The 23,392-nt window shown below is 64.2% G+C and carries 20 protein-coding genes; 13 read left to right on the top strand and 7 right to left on the bottom strand.

What is annotated here, in order from left to right; translation table 11 throughout:
* The first annotated feature begins 34 nt into the window (after window positions 1-34).
* The 6 genes from LOY54_RS12875 to LOY54_RS12900 all read left to right on the top strand — a co-directional run bounded on the left by LOY54_RS12875 (window position 35) and on the right by LOY54_RS12900 (window position 8,044).
* The gene (locus tag LOY54_RS12875) at window positions 35-1,000 is read left to right on the top strand and encodes a LysR family transcriptional regulator (RefSeq protein WP_045198905.1); all 966 of its coding nucleotides are present in this window, start codon (window positions 35-37) and stop codon (window positions 998-1,000) included.
* A 165-nt stretch (window positions 1,001-1,165) separates the two neighbouring features.
* Window positions 1,166-2,713 (top strand): UxaA family hydrolase, encoded by a 1,548-nt coding sequence (locus tag LOY54_RS12880; RefSeq protein ID WP_258597681.1) that lies wholly within the window; start codon window positions 1,166-1,168, stop codon window positions 2,711-2,713.
* 39 nt (window positions 2,714-2,752) lie between these two features.
* Window positions 2,753-4,333, top strand: a complete 1,581-nt coding sequence (locus LOY54_RS12885) for an aldehyde dehydrogenase (NADP(+)) (RefSeq protein ID WP_408980576.1) — start codon at window positions 2,753-2,755, stop codon at window positions 4,331-4,333.
* A gap of 16 nt (window positions 4,334-4,349) precedes the next feature.
* Entirely contained in the window at window positions 4,350-5,408 is a 1,059-nt protein-coding gene (locus LOY54_RS12890) for an Ldh family oxidoreductase (protein ID WP_195883982.1), read from the top strand.
* Window positions 5,409-5,428: 20 nt separating this feature from the next.
* Window positions 5,429-6,646 carry a fumarylacetoacetate hydrolase family protein gene (locus LOY54_RS12895; RefSeq protein ID WP_258610612.1) on the top strand — a complete coding sequence of 406 codons (1,218 nt, stop codon included), beginning with the start codon at window positions 5,429-5,431 and terminating at the stop codon, window positions 6,644-6,646.
* Window positions 6,647-6,736: 90 nt separating this feature from the next.
* Entirely contained in the window at window positions 6,737-8,044 is a 1,308-nt protein-coding gene (locus LOY54_RS12900; RefSeq protein WP_093383098.1) for an MFS transporter, read from the top strand.
* Window positions 8,045-8,092: 48 nt separating this feature from the next.
* Here the strand turns inward: LOY54_RS12900 and LOY54_RS12905 are convergent, their stop codons facing one another.
* From LOY54_RS12905 to LOY54_RS12930, 6 genes are all read right to left on the bottom strand, one after another.
* Window positions 8,093-9,019 carry a class I SAM-dependent methyltransferase gene (locus tag LOY54_RS12905; RefSeq protein ID WP_230090851.1) on the bottom strand — a complete coding sequence of 309 codons (927 nt, stop codon included), beginning with the start codon at window positions 9,017-9,019 and terminating at the stop codon, window positions 8,093-8,095.
* Between the two features lie 100 nt (window positions 9,020-9,119).
* A complete protein-coding gene (locus tag LOY54_RS12910; RefSeq protein WP_258610613.1) occupies window positions 9,120-10,373 on the bottom strand; it encodes an OprD family porin in 1,254 nt (417 codons plus the stop codon).
* 85 nt (window positions 10,374-10,458) lie between these two features.
* Entirely contained in the window at window positions 10,459-11,847 is a 1,389-nt protein-coding gene (locus LOY54_RS12915; RefSeq protein WP_258610614.1) for a tripartite tricarboxylate transporter permease, read from the bottom strand.
* Entirely contained in the window at window positions 11,844-12,320 is a 477-nt protein-coding gene (locus LOY54_RS12920; protein WP_093383092.1) for a hypothetical protein, read from the bottom strand. The genes LOY54_RS12915 and LOY54_RS12920 overlap by 4 nt, the downstream gene beginning before the upstream one ends.
* Window positions 12,321-12,378: 58 nt before the next feature.
* Window positions 12,379-13,290 (bottom strand): hydroxymethylglutaryl-CoA lyase, encoded by a 912-nt coding sequence (locus LOY54_RS12925; protein ID WP_258610615.1) that lies wholly within the window; start codon window positions 13,288-13,290, stop codon window positions 12,379-12,381.
* On the bottom strand, window positions 13,290-14,576 hold the full coding sequence (locus LOY54_RS12930; protein ID WP_093383086.1) for a hydroxymethylglutaryl-CoA reductase, degradative: 1,287 nt from the start codon (window positions 14,574-14,576) through the stop codon (window positions 13,290-13,292). The genes LOY54_RS12925 and LOY54_RS12930 overlap by 1 nt, the downstream gene beginning before the upstream one ends.
* Before the next feature lie 138 nt (window positions 14,577-14,714).
* Between LOY54_RS12930 and LOY54_RS12935 the strand changes: the two genes are divergently transcribed.
* On the top strand, window positions 14,715-16,085 hold the full coding sequence (locus LOY54_RS12935) for a PLP-dependent aminotransferase family protein (protein WP_093383083.1): 1,371 nt from the start codon (window positions 14,715-14,717) through the stop codon (window positions 16,083-16,085).
* Window positions 16,086-16,418, top strand: a complete 333-nt coding sequence (locus LOY54_RS12940; protein WP_258610616.1) for a hypothetical protein — start codon at window positions 16,086-16,088, stop codon at window positions 16,416-16,418. It abuts the gene before it with no gap.
* A 33-nt stretch (window positions 16,419-16,451) separates the two neighbouring features.
* Here LOY54_RS12940 and LOY54_RS12945 read toward each other — a convergent pair whose 3' ends face one another.
* Window positions 16,452-17,336, bottom strand: a complete 885-nt coding sequence (locus tag LOY54_RS12945; RefSeq protein WP_045198920.1) for a LysR family transcriptional regulator — start codon at window positions 17,334-17,336, stop codon at window positions 16,452-16,454.
* Window positions 17,337-17,460: 124 nt separating this feature from the next.
* Here LOY54_RS12945 and LOY54_RS12950 point away from each other — a divergent pair, with 124 nt between their 5' ends.
* From LOY54_RS12950 to LOY54_RS12970, 5 genes are all read left to right on the top strand, one after another.
* Window positions 17,461-18,366 carry an amidohydrolase gene (locus LOY54_RS12950; RefSeq protein WP_258610617.1) on the top strand — a complete coding sequence of 302 codons (906 nt, stop codon included), beginning with the start codon at window positions 17,461-17,463 and terminating at the stop codon, window positions 18,364-18,366.
* Between the two features lie 9 nt (window positions 18,367-18,375).
* On the top strand, window positions 18,376-19,263 hold the full coding sequence (locus tag LOY54_RS12955; protein WP_258597689.1) for an oxaloacetate decarboxylase: 888 nt from the start codon (window positions 18,376-18,378) through the stop codon (window positions 19,261-19,263).
* A 238-nt stretch (window positions 19,264-19,501) separates the two neighbouring features.
* The gene (locus LOY54_RS12960) at window positions 19,502-20,839 is read left to right on the top strand and encodes a KamA family radical SAM protein (protein ID WP_213601307.1); all 1,338 of its coding nucleotides are present in this window, start codon (window positions 19,502-19,504) and stop codon (window positions 20,837-20,839) included.
* On the top strand, window positions 20,836-21,972 hold the full coding sequence (locus tag LOY54_RS12965) for an FAD-binding oxidoreductase (protein WP_258610618.1): 1,137 nt from the start codon (window positions 20,836-20,838) through the stop codon (window positions 21,970-21,972). Before LOY54_RS12960 ends, LOY54_RS12965 begins: the two co-directional genes overlap by 4 nt.
* 52 nt (window positions 21,973-22,024) lie before the next feature.
* A complete protein-coding gene (locus LOY54_RS12970; protein ID WP_258610619.1) occupies window positions 22,025-23,383 on the top strand; it encodes a lysine N(6)-hydroxylase/L-ornithine N(5)-oxygenase family protein in 1,359 nt (452 codons plus the stop codon).
* Window positions 23,384-23,392 lie beyond the last annotated feature (9 nt).

A 23,392-nucleotide genomic window follows, 5' to 3' on the forward strand; every position in this document is an offset into this window, starting at 1 on the left:
CCCCGCGTATTCATCGGCAAGAGGCAGTTCGTTGATGGCTTCAGACATTACCCACGCCAGTTTCTGCAACTGGATCCGCTTCAAGCACCTGGTGCTGATCGACACCCTGGCGCGCACGCGCAACATGCACGCCACCGCCACGCGCATGAACCTCAGCCAGCCGGCCTTGAGCAAGATGCTGCGCGACCTTGAAGAGCAGTTCGGCTTTGCCCTGTTCGAGCGCCTGCCGCGCAGCATGCCGCCCACCGAACTCGGTGAGTACGTGGTGCGTTATGCGCAAGGGGCGCTGGCCGAGTCGCAGCAGTTCGTCGACCAGGTCAACCGCCTGCGCAAGGGCGGCCATGGCTTTATTCGCGTCGGCGGGATTTTTGCCGCAACGCCCCTGGTGCTGCCCCAGGCGATTGCCGCGATCAAGGCGCGCAGCCCGCTGCTGTCGATCGAAGTGGTCGAGCAATCCAGCGACCATCTGCTGGCCATGCTTGAGCAGAACAAGCTCGACCTGATGATCGGCCGCTTCACCGAGGAGCGCTTCAGCCAACTGTTCGACTTCCAGGCCCTGGAGCCGGAACCCTTCAGCCTGGTGGTCAACAAGCACCACCCGCTTATTCAGCAAGGCGAGACGCCACTGGCGGCCCTGGGCGACTGGCCGTGGGTGCTGTACCCGGTCGGCACACCGCTGCGCGAGCGCCTGGAGCAGGCCTTCAGGGCGGTCGGCATCGCCACCCCGGCTGACAGCGTCGATACCATCTCGATGCCGATGTTCCTGCATTTGCTCGAGTCCGGGCCGATGATCGCCATGTTGCCGCGCTCGATGGTCGCTGCGCAGTTGAGCAGCGGCCAGTTCTGCGAGCTGCAGTCGCCGTTGCAACTGGCGCCGCTGGAGTACGGGGTGATCACCCGCAAGGACGAACCCTTGAGCGCCTCGGCGCAGGCGTTTGTCGAGCTGTTGCTGGCGTTCGCCCGCCAGCGACGGGCAGAGCAGGGCAGTGCTGGCGATTGATAAAAACGGCTGACTGACAGCTTGCGATAACCCTGGGTTATCGCTTGATCGGATCATCTCATTGGGAATGTTGCGCCCGGCTCCTTAGAGTTATCGCAGATTCGCCCGGCACAGCACGGGCGGCGCCATAACAAGAAGCCGGCCGCATCCGCCCTGAGAGGTCCCATGCAACTGATTGCCAGCACCCGCAGCGGCGACCCTGCCGTTATCCGCTTGAACCCCCTGGACAATGTACTGATTGCCCGCCAGGCCCTGGTTGAAGGCCAGCACCTGGACGCCGAAGCCATCACCGTGCGCCAGGCGGTCCCGTCCGGGCATAAAGTCGCCACCGAGCGGGTGGAGCAAGGCCAGCCGCTGCGCCGCTACGGGCAGATCATCGGTTTTGCCTCGCAAGTGATCGAGGCCGGCGAGCATGTGCACGTGCACAATGTCGAGATGGGCGATTTTGCCCGCGACTATGCCTTCGGCGTCGATGCCAGGCCAACGCCTGCCAGCGAGGCGCAGTTCCAGGGCATCGTGCGTGCCGACGGCCGGGTCGCGACCCGCAACTACATTGGCATTCTGACTTCGGTGAACTGCTCGGCCACCGTCGCCCGCGCCGTGGCCGACCACTTTCGCCGCGACATCCACCCCGAGGCGCTCGCCGCCTACCCGAACATCGACGGCGTGGTCGCTTTGACCCACGGCGCCGGTTGCGCGGTAGACCCCAGCGGCGAAGCCCTGGGCCTGCTGCGCCGGACCCTGGGCGGCTACGCCATCCACCCCAACTTTGCCGCCGTGCTGATCATCGGCCTGGGCTGCGAGACCAACCAGATCGAAAGCCTGCTGCAAACCCAGCAGCTGCAAACCGGTGATCAGTTGCGCGCCTTTACCATCCAGGGCATTGGCGGTACCTCGAAGACCATCGCTGCCGGCATCGCGCAGGTCGAGGCGCTGCTGGCCGAGGCCAACCGGGTCAAGCGTGAGCCGGTCAGCGCCCGCCATCTGGTAGTCGGCCTGCAATGCGGCGGCTCCGACGGCTACTCGGGGATCACCGCCAACCCGGCCCTGGGCAATGCCGTTGACCGTCTGGTGGCAGCCGGCGGCACCGCAATTCTTTCGGAAACCCCGGAGATCTACGGCGCCGAGCACTTGCTCACGCGCCGCGCGGTCAGCCGTGAAGTGGGTGAGAAACTCATCGCCCGCATCCATTGGTGGGAAGACTACTGCCAGCGCATGAACGCCGCGCTGAACAATAACCCCTCGGCCGGCAACAAGGCCGGCGGCCTGACCACCATCCTGGAGAAATCCCTCGGTGCAGTGGCCAAGGCCGGCTCCAGCAACCTGGTGGACGTCTACCAGTACGCCGAAGCGGTGCGCGCCAAAGGCCTGGTGTTCATGGACACCCCGGGCTACGACCCGGTTTCGGCCACCGGCCAGGTCGCCGGCGGCGCCAACCTGATTGCCTTTACCACCGGCCGCGGTTCGGCCTACGGCTGCGCGCCGGCGCCGTCGATCAAGCTGGCCACCAACAACCGGGTGTTCGAGCACCAGCTTGAAGACATGGATGTGAACTGCGGCGGCATCGCCGACGGCAGCACCAGCATCGAAGAACGCGGCGCCTACATCTTCGAGCAGATGCTGCGCATCGCCTCCGGTGAGCGCAGCAAGAGTGAACAGCACGGCTACGGGCAGAACGAATTCGTGCCCTGGCAGATCGGTGCCGTGACCTGATTGACAGCCCTGCAACCTTCTTGACGAGGCGACATGCACATGAGCTTTAGCGGATACAACTTTATTGGCGGCCAGCGCAGTGCCCTGGGCGACACCTTGGTCTACAGCGTCGATGCCCACACGGGCGAGCGCCTGCCGGGCGCCTTTCACCAGGCCAGCCTGGACGAAGTCGACAATGCCGTGGATGCGGCCAGCGCCGCGTTCCCGGCCTATCGCAAACTCTCGGCCGAGCGCCGGGCGCAGTTTCTCGAGGCCATCGCCGACGAGCTGGACGGCCTGGGCGAGGACTTTATCGCCGTGACCTGCCAGGAAACCGCGCTGCCCAGTGGGCGCATTGTCGGTGAGCGCGCACGTACCAGCGGCCAGATGCGCCTGTTTGCCCAGGTGCTGCGCCGGGGCGATTTTTATGGCGCGCGCATCGACCGCGCCTTGCCAGCGCGCACGCCATTGCCGCGCCCGGACCTGCGCCAGTACCGTATTGGTGTCGGCCCGGTGGCGGTGTTCGGTGCCAGCAACTTCCCCCTGGCGTTCTCCACCGCCGGCGGTGATACCGCCGCCGCCCTGGCTGCCGGTTGCCCGGTGGTGTTCAAGGCCCACAGCGGCCACATGGCCACGGCCGAGCGGGTCGCCGAGGCGCTGCTGCGCGCTGCCGAGCGCACGGGCATGCCGGCGGGTGTGTTCAACATGATCTTTGGTGGCGGTGTCGGCGAGGCGCTGGTCAAGCACCCGGGCATCCAGGCCGTGGGCTTTACCGGCTCGCTCAAGGGCGGCCGCGCCCTGTGCGACATGGCCGCCGCGCGGGCGCAGCCGATCCCGGTATTCGCCGAGATGTCGAGCATCAACCCGGTGCTGGTTTTGCCCCAGGCCCTGGCCAGTCGCAGTGCGCAGCTGGCCAAGGACTTGAGCGCCTCGGTGGTGCAGGGTTGTGGCCAGTTCTGCACCAACCCGGGCCTGGTGCTGGGCATTCGCTCGCCGGCCTTCAGTGCCTTTATCGAGCAGTTGCGCGGCCATATGGCCGAACAGGCGCCGCAGACCATGCTCAATGCCGGCACCCTGGCAAGCTACGGCAAGGGTATCCAGGCGCTGCTGGCCCACCCGGGGGTAGAAAAACTCAGCGGCCTGGCGCAATCCGGCAAGCAGGCGCAGCCGCAGCTGTTCAAGGCCGATGTCAGCCTGCTGCTGGAACAGGACGAGCTGTTGCAGGAAGAAGTCTTTGGCCCGTGCACGGTGGTGGTCGAGGTCAATGATCAGGCCCAGCTGTTGCGCGCGGTCAACGCCCTGCATGGCCAGCTGACCGCCACCTTGCTGGCCGACAGCGACGACCTGGCCGCCTTTGGCCAACTGTTCGAGGTGCTCGAAGTCAAGGTCGGGCGGGTGCTGCTCAATGGCTACCCGACCGGCGTCGAGGTCTGCGATGCGATGGTCCATGGCGGCCCGTACCCAGCGACCTCCGATGCCCGCGGCACCTCGGTCGGCACCCTGGCGATCGATCGCTTTCTGCGCCCGGTGTGCTACCAGAACGTGCCCGATGCCTTGCTCCCCGAAGCGCTGCGCGATGCCAACCCGCTGGGTATCCCGCGCCTGGTCGATGGCAAGCCAAGCAACGCGGCCCTGAACTGATCACGGAGCAACAGCGATGAGCGACGCCCGCCGCGTTGATGTGCAAAGCCTCACAGCCTTCGTCGAGCAATTGTTTGAAGCCGCCGGTGCCGATGCCGAGGTCGCCCGGGTGGTCACCCGGGTACTGCTTGAAGGCGAACTGCTGGGCCATCGCACCCATGGCCTGAACCTGGTCAGCCGCTATATCGGCGGCATCCAGGCAGGGCAGGTCAAGGCCCGGGCAGGGCTGCTCGAACAGCTTGCGCACAGCGGTATTTCCAGCCTGTTCGACGGTCATTATCTGCTCGGCCCGTACTGCGTCAGCCGCGCCCTCGACTGCGCGGCCCAGGGCGCAACGGCACAAGGCATTGGCATTGCCGTGGTGCGCCGGGCGGCGCACATCGGTTGCCTGGCGGCCTACCTGCAGCCGTTCACCGAGCGTGGCCTGGTGGCCATGCTGTATTCCAGCGACCCGTCGGTGGCGCTGGTTTGCGCCCACGGCGGTATTGAACCTGTGTACACGCCCAACCCGATTGCCGCCGGCATTCCGACCCGTGGCGAGCCGATCCTGCTCGATGTGAGCATGTCGACCGTGACCCTCGGCCTGGTCGGCCAGTGCCGCGACAGCGGGCAGCGACTGCCGCACCCGGTGTTGCTGGGCAACGACGGGCGTCTGAGCGACAACCCGGAAGATTTTTTCACCACCCCCAGCGGCAGCATCCTGCCCTTGGGCGGCCAGGCTTTCGGCCACAAGGGCTTTGCCCTGGCGCTGCTGGTCGAGGCACTGACCTCGGGGCTGGCGGGCTATGGGCGCAAGGACGCGCCGGATCAGTGGGGCGCCTCGGCAACCGCCGTGGTGATCGATCCGCGCTTTTTTGGCGGGCTTGACGCCTTCACCGCTGAAACCTCGTTTCTCGGCCAGCTGCTGCTCGCCAGCCGCCCGCTCGACCCCGAGCGGCCGGTGCGCCTGCCTGGGCAAGCGGGCTTGAAACGGCGCAAGCAGGCCTTGAGCGAAGGCTTGAGCCTGTCGCCACAGCTGATCGATAACCTCAACCAGCTCGCCGGGCAACTGCAGTGCCCGACACTTTCGCATTAACCGACAACAAGAGCGCTGACATGACAGAGCACGCGAACACCCAAACACCGCTACACCTGAGCAAAGACGCTGCGCTATTCAACACCGGTACCTGGATCGGCCGCGTCTGGCTGGCGCAGCAGGGCCCGGCCGTGGTGCTGGTCAAAGCCGGCGCCGTGCACGATATCAGCGCCCATGTGGCGACCGTGTCGGCCTTGCTCGAAGTAGCTGAGCCGGTGGCCTACCTGCGTTCGCTGCCGATGGGCGAGGCGCTGATCGAGTTGCCGGCGCTGCTGGCCAACAGCGACCCGAATCATCGCGATCCGGCCTTGCCCTGGCTGCTGGCGCCGATCGACCTGCAGGCGGTCAAGGCCGCCGGCGTGACCTTCGCCGCCAGCCTGCTGGAGCGGGTGGTCGAGGAGCAGGCCAAGGGCGACCCGGCCAAGGCCGACGCGATCAGGGCGACGCTAGCCAGCCGCATCGGCGCCGACCTGTCGCAGATCGTTCCGGGCTCGGCGCAGGCTGAAGCCTTGCGCAAGGTCCTGGTAGAGCAGGGGCTGTGGTCGCAGTACCTGGAAGTGGGCATCGGCCCGGACGCCGAGGTCTTCACCAAGGCCCAGCCGTTGTCGGCGGTCGGCCATGGCGCCGATATCGGCATTCACCCCAAGTCGAGCTGGAACAACCCCGAGCCGGAAGTGGTGCTGGCGGTGTCGAGCAACGGCACGGTGCAGGGCGCCACCCTCGGCAACGACGTCAACCTGCGCGACTTCGAAGGGCGCAGCGCCTTGCTGCTGTCCAAGGCCAAGGACAACAACGCCTCGACCGCACTGGGGCCGCTGCTGCGGCTGTTCGACGAGACCTTCAGCCTTGAGGATGTGCGCAGCGCCGAGGTCGACTTGCGGGTCGAAGGCCTGGACGGCTTTGTGCTCCAGGGCCGCAGCTCGATGCGCCAGATCAGCCGCGACCCGCTCGACCTGGTGCAGCAGACCTTGAACGAAAACCACCAGTACCCCGACGGCCTGGTGCTGTTTCTCGGCACCCTGTTCGCGCCCAAACAGGACCGCGACCAGCCGGGCAACGGCTTCACCCACAAACCCGGCGATGTGGTGACTATCAGCAACGGGCAGCTGGGCAGCCTGTGCAACCGGGTGACCACCAGCGACCTGGCGCCGCAGTGGGACTTCGGCGTGCGCGCGCTGATCGACAGCCTTGCCCGGCGCGGCCTGCTCGATGCCGCTGTGAGCGCCCGGCAGCGCTGATTGAAAGACGTTCCAGGGATGAGTGTGTGACCGCCTGAAGGATCGCCCCGGCGATAAAACCGCTGCAACAATAATAATAAAGGCCATCAGATGAACGCACTGAAGAAGTACCAACGCATCACCGTTGTCTTCCTGCTGTTGATCGGCATCGTCAACTACCTGGACCGTAGCGCGCTGTCGATCGCCAACACCTCGATCCAGAAGGACATGATGATCAGCCCGTCGCAGATGGGCATCCTGCTCTCGGCGTTTTCCATCGCCTATGCCTTCGCCCAGTTGCCCATGGGCCTGATCATCGACCGCCTGGGCAGCAAGATCGCCCTTGGCGCCTCGTTGCTGGCCTGGTCGGTGGCGCAATCGGCGTTCGGCATGGTCAACAGTTTTGCCGGCTTCATGGGCTTGCGCGTGCTGCTGGGGATTGGCGAGGCGCCGATGTTCCCCTCGGCGGCCAAGGCGCTGTCGGAATGGTTCGATGCCAACGAGCGCGGTACGCCCACCGGCATCGTCTGGTCCTCGACCTGCCTGGGCCCGTGCCTGGCGCCGCCGTTGTTGACGCTGTTCATGGTCAACTTCGGCTGGCGTGGCATGTTCATCATCACCGGCGTGCTTGGCATCGTCCTGGCCCTGTGCTGGCTGAGCTTCTTCAAGAGCAAGGCGCAGTACCTGGCCGAACTAGCCGCGCAAGGCAAGCCGTTGCCAGGTGAGTACCAGGCGCCACAGGCAACGGCAGAGCCCAAGGCTTCGTACTTTGCCGGCTGGCTCGACCTGTTCAGGCACCGCAGTACCTGGGGCGCGATCCTCGGTTTCATGGGGGTGATCTACATGCTCTGGCTGCACCTGACCTGGCTGCCCGGTTATTTTGAGCGCGAGCATGGCCTGAACCTGTACAAAACCGCCTGGGTGGTGTCGCTGGCCTATGGTTTCGGCGCTGTCGGCACCATCGTCGCCGGGCGCTTCTGCGACCTGCTGGTGCGCCGCGGCCTGAGCATCCTGGCCAGTCGCAAGTTCAGCGTGATCACCGGCCTGGTGCTGGCCGCGCTGTTCACCTTGCCGCTGTCGTATGTCAGCGGCTTGACCGCGTGCATCGTCCTGCTGTGCCTGGCGCTGTTCAGCATCAACATGGCCAGTGCCACGGCCTGGATGATCGTCAACACCATCGTCGACAGCCGCCGGGTGGCCTCGTTCGGCTCGATCCAGAACTTTGGCGGCTACATCGCCGGCTCCGTCGCGCCGATTGTCACCGGCTTCAGCATCCAGTACTCGGGCTCGTTCAACACCGCGTTCATGATCAGTGCGATCGTCGCGCTGTGTTCGGCGCTGGCGTATTTCCTGTTGCTCAAGGCGCCGATTGGCAACGCACAAGCCGCGCCTGAGCGGGTGGTGGGCGTGACGCAATAAGGGGCAGGGTGCAGGGGGGCGATGATTGATCACGCCGCCCTGCGACTGTTACTGCACCGGGTTGATGAACGGCCCACCGGTGACCTGGACGAACAGCTTGCGAAACTCTTCGTTCTCAGGGGTAAGGATCAGTGCCTGACGCAGGAACTCCACGCCCTCGCGGGCATTGTCCAGCTGGCAATTGAGGGCGAAGGCCAGGTACAGGTTCTGGGCATTGAAGAAATCGTACGACAGCGCGACCTTCACCAGGTGCAGCGCACCGTTCAGGTCCTGGGCCTGAAAGCGTGCGTTGAACTCCTGGTTGAACTGACTGGCGTCGCTGGCGCTCAAGGCCGACAGCCCGGGTTGCTTGCGCAACACCACGGTGTGGCCATTGCCGACTTTCGAATCGGTCTCTTCGATGGTTTCGATCAGCCAGTGCCCCAGGCCTACCGAGTTGATCATGTTGATCGCCCGCAGCATGCTCTGTAGCGAGAACACATGGTAGTGCCCGCGCCAGTTGTATTCAGGCATCACGCTCATGTCGACGCGTTTTTCGAACGCATCGATCATCGACTCCAGGGTGGTCAGGGCGCGTACCCGGTCATTGGGGTCGGCGTTTCTTTTCGGGAAGATGCAAAAGAACACGCCATCGTCCTTGATCACCCGCGCGGCCTCGACATAGGCGGCAAACAGGTTGGGCACGTGTTCGATGACGTGCGAGCTGATCAGGTAGTCGAAGGTTTGATCGGCGAACGGTATGTCGGTGAAATCGCCCAGGGCGTCGATCCGGGCAGGCGGGACCTGGTAGTTGGCCTGTTCGTTCTTGTAGAGGTTGAAGTCTTGCAAGTCCAGCGGGTACAGAAACGACTCACCGTCACAGGGGCCCAGATTGAGGCAGTCTGGCAAGTAAAAAGCGTTATGGCTGGCAGCGCCAATCTCCAGACCGGCACCCTGGCAATACTTGTTGGCCAACGCCATACCCATCTCGTTCATATCGAATCCTGTCTGCCCCTGAAAATAGATGTCAGGCCGAGTATACGGCCTGACACAGTGGTTATCGGCAGGGGCGGCAGATTGTTGAGGGCGCCAGGGATTAAAGAAACTTGATCGGGTAATTGACGATCAGGCGGTTCTCATCGATGTCGTAGCTACTGAAGTCCCGGCGCAGGGTCGAATTGCGCCAGCGCAGCGACAGGTCCTTGAGCGGGCCGCTCTGGAACACGTAGCCCAGCTCCGTCTCGCGGCCCCATTCCTTGCCGTTGCTGGTGGCGCTGGTGTGCACATGATCACCCGACAGGTAGCGGTTCATCAGGGTCAGGCCCGGCACGCCGAGGGCAACGAAGTCATAGTCGTGGCGCAACTGCCAGGAGCGCTCGCGGGCATTGTCGTAGCTTGAGTTGTAGGTGTCGTTGGCCAGCGGGTAGCCGGCGGTGCCGTTGACCCGCATCCAGCCGGTCTCGCCATACACCCGCTGCAGGCCGAGGGAGAAGGTGTGTGCGCCGGTTTTCGCAGACAGCATCAGCGTTGCGGTTTTGTTGTCCAGCTGGCCTGCCTTGGCCGCGCCGTCTTCATCGCCCAGAAACAGGCCAAGGTTGGCGCCCAGCTTCCAGCTACCCACAGCCTGGCTATGAATCAGGTTCAAGTACTGCTGCTGGTAGATGTCCTCGAGCTGGGCATACCACAGGCCCACCTGGGTGGCCTTGTCGTTGAACAGGTACTCGCCGCCGGCAAAGTTGAAACGGTCCGAGGTGGCGTCAGGCCGGCCGGTCATGAACATGCGCTCCATGCTGGCGTCGTTGCGCGGGCTGTTGCCGCGAAACTGGCCGGTATAAAGGGTCAGGTTGTCGATTTCCCGTGAAGTCAGCTGGGCGCCGCGAAAGGTCTGTGGCAGCGAGCGGCCATCGTCCGAGCGCAAGATCGGCAACAGCGAAACCCATTCACCGACTTTCAGTTCCGTCTTCGAATAGCGGGCCTTGAGCGCAACCCCCAGGCGGCCAAAGTCGTCGGCCGGGCGGCCGTCATCGTGCACTGGCAGCAGTTGCGTACCGGCTGTGCCGCGACCGCCATCGAGCTTGACCGAGTACAGCCCCAGCAGGTCGACGCCAAAGCCTAGCGTACCCTGGGTGAAGCCCGAACGCAGGTCGAAGATGAAGCTTTGCGTCCACTCCTCGGCCTTGCCCTGGGGGTAGGCCGGGTTTACGAAGTTGCGGTTGTGGTAGAAGTTGCGCAGGTTCAGCGACGCTGTGGTGTCGTCGACCAGGCCGGCTGCCGAGGCGCCAAGCGAGGCTGTCGAGCAGATCAACAGTGACGCAAGGTTTGCGGTTTTGGTGCGTGCAAGGATCTTCATTATTGTTATTTCCTTTCTAGTGAGCGCAGCAAGCCCTCGCAGCGCAAAGGCTGCGAAAAATGGCGGTTACAGGAGGGAGTGGGGGTCAGGCGCCGATCAGGGCAACCAGGGCGGGCACGGTGAGCACGGCGGTGTAGTAGCCCATGAACTGCACGCCGATGTTGAAGCCCAGAAAGCGCGAGAGAAATCCGCCCAGCAGGCCAATGGTGACAATCACCAGCAAACCGAGCAGGCCGCCTTCCCAGATGCCGATCACCAGGATCAGGCCGACAAAGGTCGCGATCACCGCTTCATGGCTGATTTTGCGCGACACGTAGGAGGCTGCCCGGTGCGCGTAGTTCATGGTGAAGGGGTAGGCGATGAGGATGGCGACGATCACCGCCAGCATGCCGTAGCCGAGAAACTCCCAGGTGCTGAGCAGCGAGTGCAGGTTGTTGACCTGGCCGCTGGCGGCATCGACGCTAAAGCGCGGTGGTGCATTGAACAGCGGCGCAGCCGGGCCGGCGGCGACCGGGCTCAGCGGCAGGCCGAAAGCGATCAGCGGAATCAGCGCTTCGGCGATGTAGGTGGACTCGGTGACGCCGTTGCGCGCGGTGATCACCGTGGTCAGGCGATGGTAGACGTGCTTGACCCGCGAACCGACCGCTTCGCCGAGAATCACGGTCATGGCCACCGGGCTGAACACGAAGGTGGCGCTGGAGACCACCGCAGTAACGGCCGTCCACAGGCTCTGCTTGCTGTCGAGCACGCGCAGCGGGTTGGGAAAGAAACCGCCCCAGCTTTTGACGTCAGGCGACAACGAGAAGGTCCGCGGCTGCTGGCGACGCATGCTGGCGCGCTCGGCCGGCGCCAGCAGAGAGAACAGCGCGGCGATCAACGGGCCGATGGCAATGCCGAGGAAGTAGCTGACGCTGAGCTTGACCCCATGCTGCGCGGTCAGGGTCTGCAGGCCGATAATCACCATGACGAACGGGATCAGGGTCAGCACCGCTGCCAGGCGGCCTTTGGAGAACCAGGCGATGGCCACCGCCGCCAGCAGGAATACCCACGGCGCGGCATGCTTGATCATGTCGCCGAACGGCGCCAGCATTACCGCGAACAACACCGCCATGGGCACGGCGATCAGGGCGGTAATCACCGCGCCGGAAATCATCTTGCGCAGGGCAATGTGCGGAACCCCGAGGTTGCGCAAAAAGTTCGCTTCGCGCATCAACGGCGTGGCCATGGTGTCGCCCGGGATGCCGAGCAAGGCGGTCGGCACCGCATGGGTCATGTGCTTGGCCACGGCGCCGGCCAGAAAGAAGGTCAGCACGCCGGGGGCGGGTACACCCAGCAGTACCACCAACAGCGTCAGCGGCGCGAGGGTGGTGGTTTCATCGCTGCCGGAGATCAGGCCGATACCGGCAAAGATCACCGCGCCAAGAACCCCCATGCCCAGGGCGATCAGAAACTGATCCATCAACAGGGCAATCATGACCGGCCTCCGGCGGCGCTGGCTGCGCGGACCACCACGGCAGGAGTCACGTCAGGGTTGTCCGGGGGTGAGCGCAGGCCTTTTTCGTAGTCGGCGAACAGGTCATACAGGTCCATCTCGCGCAGTTCGGCAATCGTCGCCGCAGGCAGGTCGCTCAAGCTGCCGAGAGGGCCGAATTCGTTTTGCAGCTCGACAAGGATTTTCGCCCGCCAGGCCGGGTCTGCCAGGTGCTCGACAACGTTGCGCTTGGGCTTGAACAGCGCTGCGCTGATGGCGCCGCCGGCCAGGCAGCCGACAATACCGACCAGCATGGCGTAGGCGCGGGCCATTTGCAGCGACTCCACCCAGCCGCTCAGCAGGTGCTGGGCGGTGAAAAACGCGCCGAGGCTGACGCTGGCGCCAATGGCGATGGAACAGATCAGGTGACGACCGTCGACGGTGTCGCCCCAGACTTCGAACAGTTCGGCTTTCATCGGGATTCTCCCACTGCCCTTGCGGGCTTTTATTGTTATGAAGGTGAAGAGATAACGCTTATTGCATTGCAAACCGGCTGCGTTGGGCGAGCAGGGCACGGGCGACCCTGGAGCCGGTCGGCCTGCCGAGTTCGGCACTGATGAACTCACCGGCATCGATCAGGGCGCCAAGATCGACGCCATGGTTCATGCCCAGGCCGTCGAGCAGGTACACCAGCTCTTCGCTGGCGACATTGCCAGTGGCGCCGGGCGAATACGGGCAGCCACCCAGGCCTGCGACCGAACTGTCGAACACCCGTACACCGGCTTCCAGCGCCGCATGGATATTGGCGATGGCCATACCGTAAGTATCGTGGAAATGCCCGGCCAGCGCGCTGACCGGCACCACTTGGCGACAGGCCGCGAGCAGTGCCCGGGTCGCCGCCGGCGTACCGGTGCCGAGGGTGTCGCCAAGGCTGATTTCGTAGCAGCCCATGCCGAACAATGCAGCGCTGACTGCAGCCACGGCTTCAGGTTTTACTGCACCGGTGAACGGGCAACCCATGACGCACGACACGTAGCCGCGCACGCGGATGCCGGCGTCACGGGCGCGGACCATGACCTGCTGGTACTGGCGCAGGCTGTGTTCGATCGAGCAGTTGAGGTTTTTTTGCGAGAATGCCTCGGAGGCGGCGGCGAACACCGCGACCTCCTGGCAACCCGCGGCGATTGCCGCCTCCAGCCCTTTGAGGTTGGGCACAAGCGCCGTCCAGGTTACCCCCGGGCGCACAGGCAACGCCTTGAACACCTCATCGGACCCGGCCATCTGTGGCACCCAGCGCGGCGAGACAAACGCCCCGGCTTCCAGGGTTTGCAACCCGGCGTCGGCCAGGCGCTGGAGCAATTGCACGCGAATCTGCGGCGACAGCGTCAGCTTTTCATTTTGCAGGCCATCCCTGGCGCCGACTTCGACCAGCCGTACCGCGTCCATTACTGCGCCCGCTTGTGCTTGAGCAGTTCTGCCGCCTTGTCGGCGCGCACATCGCGGGCCTCGACCATCTGCTTGACCAGCCAGTTGAGCTCATCGCCGCGGGCCCCGGCTGCCAGGGCAATGTTGCGTGCGTGCAAGGCCATGTGCCCGCGCTGAATGCCTTCGGTCGACAGTGCCCGCAGCGCCCCGAGGTTTTGCGCCAGGCCCACGGCGACGGCGATTTCGGCCAGTTCCTGGGCAGTTTTCACCCCGAGGATGCGCAGCGACAGTTGCGCCAGCGGGTGGGTCTTGGTGGCGCCGCCGACCAGGCCGACCGGCATCGGCATCTCCAGAGTACCGACCAGATGGCCCTGGCGGTCTTTTTCCCAGGTGGTCAGCGAGCCGTAGTGGCCGTTGCGGCAGGCATAGGCATGGGCGCCGGCTTCCACTGCGCGCCAGTCGTTGCCGGTGGCGACGATCAACGGGTCGATGCCGTTCATGATGCCCTTGTTGTGGGTGGCGGCCCGGTAGGGATCGACCACGGCAAAATTGTACGCATCGAGGATGCCCTCGATGACCTCTTCACCGCTGTAGGCGCCCGTGCCCAGGTGCTCGGGAGCGATGCGCAGCTGAGCCCTGGCCAGGCGCAGGTCGGCGAGGTTGGAAAGGATGCGCAGGCGCACCTTGCCACCGGTGATTTCCTCCAGCAGCGGCGCCACCGCCTCGGCCATGGTGTTGACGGTGTTGGCGCCCATGGCGTCGCGCACGTCGACGATCAGGTGGGCGACCAGCATCGGCCCGCGCGGGCTCTGGGCGAAGGTGTGTACTTCGATGTCGCGGCAGCCGCCACCGAGGCTGTTGAGCAACTGGTCCTTGCGGTTGGCCAGCTCGATAATCTCGTCCTTGCGGCGCATCAGGCTCAGGCGGGCATTGTAGGGGTCGTCGATCTCGACGATCTGCACCTGGGCACGCATCAGCGGCAGCGAACTGGAGGTCTGGAAGCCACCGGCCTCGCGGGCCAGCTTGGCCATGAACGAGGCGGCGGCGACCACCGAAGGCTCTTCAACCACCAATGGCACGATGACGTCGCGGCCGTTGATCTGGAAGTTGCTGGCCACGGCGTAAGGCAATTCGAAGGTGCCGAGGACGTTCTCGATCATGCCGTCGGCGATTTCCAGCGCCAGGGCGCCGGCGTCGCGAAGCAGGGCGAGGTCCTGCTCGGGCAGTTCGAGCACTGCTTGCAAGTGGCTCAAGCGTTCGGCAGGCGACATGGCGCGGAACATGGGCAGGCGGGAGTCGATGCTCATGGGGAGGGCTCTCTTGCAGTTATTGTTGTGAGATGGCGCCACCCTAGTCCGAACTGTTGTGCTAAAGAAGGTACAGTTTGGACAGACAGTACCCAAGCTGTACCCTCAGTGGACAAAAGGCATTCAGGACACCTGACGATGGCGCGGCTGACACTCGCAGAACAACTGGCGGCATCCCTGGCCGGGCAGATCGGCAATGGCACCTACCGGGTCGGCGAGCGCCTGCCGTCGCTGCGCGAATGCATGCGCCTGTTCGGCCATTCGAAAAACACGGTGATCAACGCCTATGAAGCGCTGGCTGCCCAGGGGCTGGTCGAGGCTCGCCACGGGCAGGGCTTTTTCGTCAAGCAAGGCGCACCCAACGGCCACGAAGCCGAAGAACCGATGCCCTACGAGCGGGCGATGGACACCATCTGGCTGATGCGCCAGCAGTTCGTCCGCGAGCCCGGCCACTCACCGCTGGGCGAGGGCTTCCCGCCGGTCGAGTGGCTGATGGACATGCGCCTGGACAAGTTCACCCGGCAGATCATGCGCACCGGGGTGACCACGCTGTTCCGCTATGGCAACCGCCTGGGCAACGCCAGCCTGCGCCAGCACCTGGTGCAGAAGCTCGCCAGTTATGCAATCAGCGCCAGCCCCCGACAAATCGTCACCACCCATGGCGCCAACCATGCCCTGGACCTGATCATCCGCCGCTTCGTCGCCCCGGGCGACAGCGTGCTGGTCGAAGACCCGGGCTATTACCCGCTATTCGGCAAGCTGCAACTGCAAGGTGCGCGGATGCTCGCGGTGCCGCGTTTAGCGGATGGCCCGGACATCGAGGTGCTGGAGCAGCACCTGCGCGAGCACAGGCCCAAGCTGTTTTTCATTCAGTCGGTGGGCCACAACCCGACCGGCTCGGACATTTCCCCAAGCAAGGCCCATCGGTTGGTGCAACTGGCCGCAGAACATCAGTTCATCCTGGTGGACGACGACGCCCTGGCCGATTTCAAACCGGCCTCGGCGATCAAGGTCTCGGCGCTCGACCAGTTGCAGCGCTCGCTGTACGTCGGCAGTTTCTCCAAGTCGGTGTCGGCGGCGCTGCGGGTCGGCTTCATTGCCGGCAGCAAGGAGGTCATCGACGAGCTGGGTGACCTGAAGATGCTCCTGCACACCAGCAGCTCGGAGCTGTGCGAGCGCACCGTTGACGTGATCCTCACCGAAGGGCATTTTCTGCGCCACCTGATCCGCCTGCAGGAGCGCCTGAAAGCGGCGACCACGGCGGGCCTGCAGATGCTCGACGAGATCGGTGCCGAGGTGTTCGTGCGGCCAGAGCAGAGCCTGTACCTGTGGGCGCGGTTTCCTGGGGTCGAGGATGCCAAAGAGCTGACCCGCCAGCTATTGCCCAAGGGCTTCATGATTGCCCCCGGGCATATCTTTTCGCCCGAGCAGGCCCGGGTGAATCCGTGGACGCGGTTAAACGTGGCGTATTTGAATGATGCGCTGCTCAAGGCGATGGTGAGGGACTGAATGAGCGAAGACTACGCAGTATGGGATATCGATCAGATTCTTGAGGCTTACAGCCAAGAGCCTGAGCTCAGGGATGGTGTCGAAGCCGGCCTGACAGCGTTGCTGGTTTTTCTCGAAAAGCATCAGCTTCTGACCTGTCGGGTAACCGATGCGCAAGGCAAGCTGTTCAAACGCGCGCTCATGGCCAGCGAGATAAGCGGGGAGGGCAAGCTGCTTACCCATGGCCGCAACAATCCGGTGCAGCGCTGGCTGGGCTCCAAAGGCGGGCAAAAGAATCCGCCGGATATGAAACTGCTGGAAAAAGCCCTGGCCACGATTCGTAAAGCGCAGTGAAGGGGGGGGGAACCTGATTTCACCTGCCAGCGCTTAGCGGGCAAACAACAGCTCGGCGAAGCGGTCGGCCATGGTCGGCTTGGACTGGGCAGGCCAGATGGCACTGAGCTCGAAGTGCGGCAAGTCGGCGCCATCGCGGATCTCGCTGTACTTCATGCCTTCGAATTGCAGGGCCTGCACCGTTGCCGGCAACAGCGAAACACCCCGGCCGGCGGCAACGTAGGCGACGACCGTCAGGGTGCGGTTGGCCTCCTGGATAATCTCGATCGGGTGCCCGAGGCGGCGAAACGTGCCGACAATGGCATTGCGAATCAACGGCAACTGCTGTTCGGGAAACCATACCAGCCCGGTGGCGGCCAGTTGCTCCATGCCCACCTTGCCGTCTTCGCCCAGCGCGTAGCCACTGGGTAGCACGGCAATCAGCGGGTCCTGGCTGATGAGCTTTTCGCGCATGTTGCCCTGGATCGACACCGGCGTGTGCAGCAGGCCGATATCGATCTCGCCCCGTTGCAGGGCCAGGCCCTGCTCGGCGTTGCTCATCTCGCGCAGCACCACTTCTACACCCGGGTAGTTTGCCTGCATGCGGTCCAGTGCCCGGGGCAGGGCGCCGAACAATGCCGTGGAGACGAAGCCGATGATCAGCCGGCCGGCCCGTTTGGCGCCGATGGCGCGGGCACGCTGGGTGGCGGCGTCAATCCTGGCCAGGCTGACGCGGATGTCATCGATGATCGCGGTAGCCGCAGGGGTCAGCACGGCGCCGCGCCGCGACCGCTCGAACAGCTTGACCCCCAGCTCGTTTTCCATCCGCACCAGGGCCTGGCTCAACGCCGGCTGGGCAATCCCCAGGTGTTCTGCGGCGCGGGTGATGCTGCCGGTGTCGGCGATTGCCAGGAAGTAACGCAGGTGACGGTTTTCCATAAGCCCACGGTATGAATATTGATCGTTGACATAATAGATATCAATCCAAGATTTTCATAGGATGGCACCAAGGATCGGATCCAATAAAGCCTTGCAGACTGGCAGGCAATAACAAGGAAGCGCAATGACCCAGGATGGCGAAAGGACGATCAGCCAGGCACACACCGCCGAAGGGTTTGCCGATCGTTGGTGCGCACAAGGCGCAGCGGTGATCAGCGCGATAGACAGCCACGCTCACGTTTTCGTCCAGGGCTTGCGCCTGGCTCCAGAGCGGCGACACACGCCGGACTACAACGCCTGCGTGGATGATTACGCCCGCCACCTGGCAGCCAACCGGATTTCCCATGGTGTGCTGGTACAGCCGAGTTTTCTTGGCACCGACAATACCTTCCTGCTGGCGGCGCTTGAACGCTATCCGTCGCGCTTTCGTGGCGTGGTGGTGGTCGCGCCGGATATCGACGAGCCACAGTTGCAAGCGCTGGCGCTGCAGGGTGTGGTCGGCGTCCGGCTGAACCTGATCGGTGTCCCCCTGCCGGCGCTGCGCAGCCTGCTGTGGCAAGGTTTTCTGGCACGCATCAAGGCCCTGGACTGGCACGTCGAGGTGCAGTGCCAGGCCCAGGACCTGCCGGGCCTGCTCAGCGTACTGCTGGCCAGCGGCTGCAAGGTAGTGGTCGACCACTTTGGCCGCCCGGACCCACGCCAGGCCGAGGCCGACCCGGGCTTTGAGTATTTGCTGCGCCAGGGCGACAGCGCCCGGCTGTGGGTCAAGTTGTCGGCTGCCTATCGCTGTGCGCAGCCGGCTGCCGACCCCGGCGGCCGGGCCTTTGGGCAACGGGCCACGCGGCTTTTGATGCAGGCCTTTACCAGTGAGCGGCTGCTCTGGGGCAGTGACTGGCCTCATACCCAGCACCGCCAATGGGTCGATTACGCCGCGGCGAAGTCGGCGCTGGCCGACTGGGTACCTGACCCGCTCGAGCGCCACGACGTGGTATGCCAAACCCCGAAGAAACTGTTCAAGTTCAATCCATAAGGAGTTTCCATGAGCCTTTCAAGCTTGCAGCGCAGAGCCGCTTTTCGTCGCCAGGTCGAAGCCCGCCAGGGGCTGCTGGTCGCCGGTGTATTCAATGCCCTGAGCGCACGGATCGCTGCCGATATCGGTTTTCAGGCCTTGTACCTGAGCGGCGCAGGGGTGACCAACATGGCGCTCGGCCTGCCGGACCTTGGTTTCGTCGGGCTGGACGAGATGGCTGCCCATGCCGCCCGGGTTCGCGATACCACCGACTTGCCGCTGATCGTCGATGCCGACACCGGCTTCGGCAATGCCCTGAACGTGCGCCACTCGGTACGGGTGCTGGAGCGCAGCGGGGCAGATGCCATCCAGTTCGAGGACCAGGTGCTGCCGAAGAAGTGCGGGCATTTCAATGGCAAGGAAGTGATCAGTTGCGCCGAGATGGTCGGCAAGCTCAAGGCGGCGGTCGATGCCCGCCAGGACCCGAACCTGCTGATCATCGCCCGCACCGATGCCTGCGCGGTAGAAGGCATGGAGGCGGCCATCGAGCGCGCCCACCGTTATGTGCAGGCGGGTGCCGATATCCTGTTCATCGAGGCCACCGAAAGCCTCGAGGACATCAGGCGCCTGCCGGCGCTGTTCAGCACGCCGAACCTGATCAACATCGTCATCGGTGGCAAGACCCCGACCTTGAGCCGCGATGAGCTGGCAGCGCTCGGCTACGGCATCGTGCTCTACGCCAATGCCGGCCTGCAGAGCGCCTCACTGGGTATGCAACGCGCCTTGGCTACGCTGCTGCGCGACGGCCGCCTGGACGAAGATCCGTCGCTGGTGGTGCCGTTCGCCGAGCGCCAGCGCCTGGTGAACAAGACGATGTTTGATCAACTTGAGCGTCACTACGCTGCGCCTGACAGGTAATTGAACTGCGGCGCCTGCCGCGTATCAACGTCCTTGCGTGCATCTGAATAACAACGTGTGAAACACCGAGACCCTGAAGTTTCGGTGGCGGTTTCCTTCGTCTGAAAACTGACTCAATACAATATTTAATAATCTGAGGTCGGAAGTGGTTATGGATAACCTGATTACGAAAGTTTCAGCAAGTAACACCTGTAACGTGAGCACTAGTGCACGTCGAACGCAGTTGGCGTCGCCGCCCATGCGTGTATTCAGCCACCAGCGCCTCGGGCAGATCCCGCAACTGGTCAGGCATGCGCCCCACCTGATGGAATCCATCAGCCTGGTGGCACGTGTACTGCCGTTCAAAGTCAACGATTACGTGGTCAACAAACTGATCGACTGGACGGATGTGCCAAACGATCCGATCTTTCGCCTGACCTTTCCCCAGGCGCAAATGCTTGACGCCGAAGACCTCGAACAACTGGCGTATTGCGTACGCAACGAGGTCGGTGAACAGCAACTTAACGCGCTCATCCAGCGCGTGCGCGACGGCATGAACCCGCACCCGGCGCACCAGCAGTTGAACGCGCCTTCCCTGGATGGGCAACTGCTGCAAGGGGTGCAGCACAAGTACGCGCAAACGGTGCTGTTCTTTCCCAGCCACGGTCAGACCTGCCACAGTTACTGCACTTTCTGTTTTCGCTGGCCGCAGTTCATTGGCGACAAGTCGCTGAAGTTTGCTTCAAACGATGGCGAACAGTTGCACCGCTACCTGGCGCGCCACCCTGAGGTGACCGACGTGCTGTTCACCGGCGGCGACCCCATGGTGATGACGGCCGCGCACCTGACGCGCTACCTGGAACCGTTTCTGCAACCGGCGCTGAGCCATGTCACCACCATCAGGATCGGCACCAAGGCACTGAGCTACTGGCCGTACCGTTTCGTCAGCGACACCGATACGCCGCAGTTGATGGCGCTATTGCGCCGCCTGGTGGACAGCGGCAAGAACGTCGCGCTCATGGCCCATTTAAACCATTGGCGGGAACTGACCACGCCAGTCGCCGAGGAAGCAGTGTCTGCCCTGCAGCAACTGGGCATCGTGATCCGTGCCCAGGGGCCGGTACTCAGGCACATCAACGACAGTGCCAGCACCTGGAAACGCAACTGGGAGCAGCAAGTGCGCCTGGGCATCGTGCCCTACTACATGTTCGTGGAGCGCGATACCGGCCCGCAGGACTACTTCCAGGTGCCCCTGGCGCGGGCCCTGTCGATTTACAACGAGGCCATCGAATCCGTCTCGGGCCTGGCGAAAACCGCGCGGGGCCCCTCGATGAGCGCCGGGCCGGGCAAGGTCGAGGTCAGCGGAACCCTCGACCTGCAAGGGCAACGCTATTTCCTGCTGAAGTTCATTCAGGCGCGCGATACCCGCTGGCTGGGCAAGCCGTTCCTGGCCAGGTACAGCGAGACCGCCTGCTGGCTCGATCAACTGCAACCGCCGCAGGGGCAGTCGGAGTTTTTCTTCGAGGCCCAATACCGCCGGTTCGTCGAGCAAGGAGCACAACAAGCTACGCAAGCGCTCGTACGGGGTGAGGCATGAAGGCGCTGGCCTGCGAAATGGCCATCATCGGCGCCGGCTACTGTGGCTTGAGTGCGGCAATCGAGCTGGCTGGCCGGGGTTTTGGCGTACGCGTCTTCGAACGCGGCGAATGGGCGGGCAATGCCAGCGCCTTCAATTTCGGCTCGGTGGCGGCCATGCCCCCGGCCTTGCCCAATCGCGACGCGCAAGGCTCCCAAGGCGCCGATGCGCAGCAGCGCCTGCGCGCGGTGCTGGAGCCGATCAGCGAACTCAAGCGCCAGATCGACACCTTCGAATACGACTGCCAGTGGCGTCAGCCCGGGCACATTACCCTGGCAATGGATGATGATGCGGCGCGCACGCTCAAGCAGCGTCATGCCGAGGCGAGCACGCTGTTTGGCTGCGGTGTGCATTGGCTGGACGCCCGTCAGGTCAGTGCGCAAACCGCTGCGCAAGGGGTGGTGGCGGGGCTGCTCAATGAGCACTTTGCCTTGATTGATCCCGCCGGGCTGCTGCTTGCCATGCGCAATCACGCCCAGGCCCTTGGCGTGCGCATCGACTACTCAAGCCCGGTGCTTGCGCTCGATCCGCAGGCAGACTCGGTCAACCTGCAGTTGCCTGCGGCGCGGGTCAACGCGGCGCGGGTACTGATCGCCAGCGAGGAGGCCTGGGGCCTTTGCGCAGAGGCTGCGTTGCAACCGCTGACGATGTTCCAGACCCACCTGTGCGAAAGCCAGGTGCTCGGCGCGCGGGATTTGCAGCTGATATCCCGGCGTGCCCGCGTCTATGGCACCGCCACCGCCGACAAGGATTACTTTCGCGTGCACCACGGCCGCTTGTTGTTCGGCAGTCGCCTGGGCCTGGTACCGCTGGATGCCAGCCCCCAGGCCGTGGTCGCCGCCTTGCAGGCGCGGCTGGCGGGCTATTTCCCGTCACTGGCGGCAATCCCGGTGGCCAGGGTGTGGTCGGGCAGCCTCGGCTTTACCGACAACGGCCTGCCGCGCCTGGGGGCCAGCGGCCCGGTGTCCTGGGGCGGTGGTTACTGCGGCAGCGGCATTGCCACGGCCGTGCAGTGCGGGCGGCAGTTGGCAAGGATGGCGACCGAGGCCGGTGTCACCACGGGCTCGCAACCGATGCAATCACGCCAGCGCTGAGCCCGCCCGGGCGCGCTGCGGTTTCCTGAAGCATGCAGGGAGTGTGTTATCCATGAATACCTATGAAATCCCGTCGGTAGGCGCCAAGGGCGTGTCGCGTCACGGCGAGCGCTTCGACGTCATCGGCCTGGGCATCGGCCCGGCCAACCTGAGCCTGGCGGCGTTGCTGGAGCCTTGCAAAGGCTTCAAGAGCATGTTCTTCGAGCGCCGTGCCGACTTTCGCTGGCACGAGGGCATGATGCATGTGAACTCTTCGCTGACCACCAGCTTTCTCAAGGACCTGGTAACCCCGGCTGATCCTTGCAGCCCGTATTCGTTCATCGCGTTCCTGAAGAATACCGAGCGGTTCTACTCGTTCCTCAACGCGCGCTTTCCCACGGTGCGCCGCAAGGAGTTCGAGCAGTACATGGTCTGGGTCTGCCGGTCGCTGCACAACCTGACGTTCGACAGTGAGGTGCTGCGGGTGTCCAGGGATGGCAACGAGTGGGTGATCAACCACGCCAAGGGAACGGCGAGGACCGCCAACTTGGTGGTCGGTGCCGGCCAGCGGCCGTTCATTCCCAAGTGTGCGCAAGCCTGCCTGGGGCCGGCGGTGATGCATTCCTCACAGTTCGTGGTCAAGGCCCCGCAGGTGAGCGGCAAGCGCGTGGTGGTCATCGGTGGCGGCCAGAGCGGGGCGGAACTGATGCAGATGATGCTCAACCTGCCAGAAGCCAGCGCACCGGCGTCGCTGGTGTGGATCAGCCGGCGCAGCAACTTTTTGCCGATGGACGACTCGCCCTTTGTCAATGAGTGGTTTGTCCCCGGCTACAGCGATCACTTTTTCGGCTTGCCCGCCGAGCAACGGCAAGGCGCACTCGCCCAGCAGCACATGGCCAGTGACGGGGTAGTCCAGGCCTTGCTCGAGAGCATCTACCGGCGCCTTTACGAGGTGACCTACATCGAGGGGCGCAATCAATTCTGCCGGCTGCTGCCCGGGTCCACCCTGGAGTCGCTGCGCGCGGTAGACGACGGGCTGGCGCTGCGTATCGGCAATGCCACCGGCACGCGCAACCTGGGTGCCGACCTGGTGCTGCTGGCGACCGGTTCCGAGTTTCAGATGCCGGCAGCGCTGCAGCCGCTGCGTTTCGAGATGGCGACAAAAAATGGCCTGCCCGAGCTCAGCGCAGACTATTCGGTGAAATGGTCGCGGGCCGACCACCCACGGCTGTTCTTCCAGAATGCCGCGCGTCACCTGCGCGGCATCGCCGACCCGAACCTGAGCCTGGCCGCCTGGCGCAGCGCCAAGATCGCCAATGCCGTGCTCGGCAAGCCGCACTACGACGTCGGCACGCCGCCGGGGCTGGTCGAGTGGGGCGCAGAAGCGGCGCCGCCGACGTTCCTGATGCAAGACCAACAACTGACTGAATGAAGGACCACA

The sequence above is a fragment of the Pseudomonas sp. B21-032 genome (assembly GCF_024748965.1).
In the GTDB taxonomy this organism is placed as follows: domain Bacteria; phylum Pseudomonadota; class Gammaproteobacteria; order Pseudomonadales; family Pseudomonadaceae; genus Aquipseudomonas.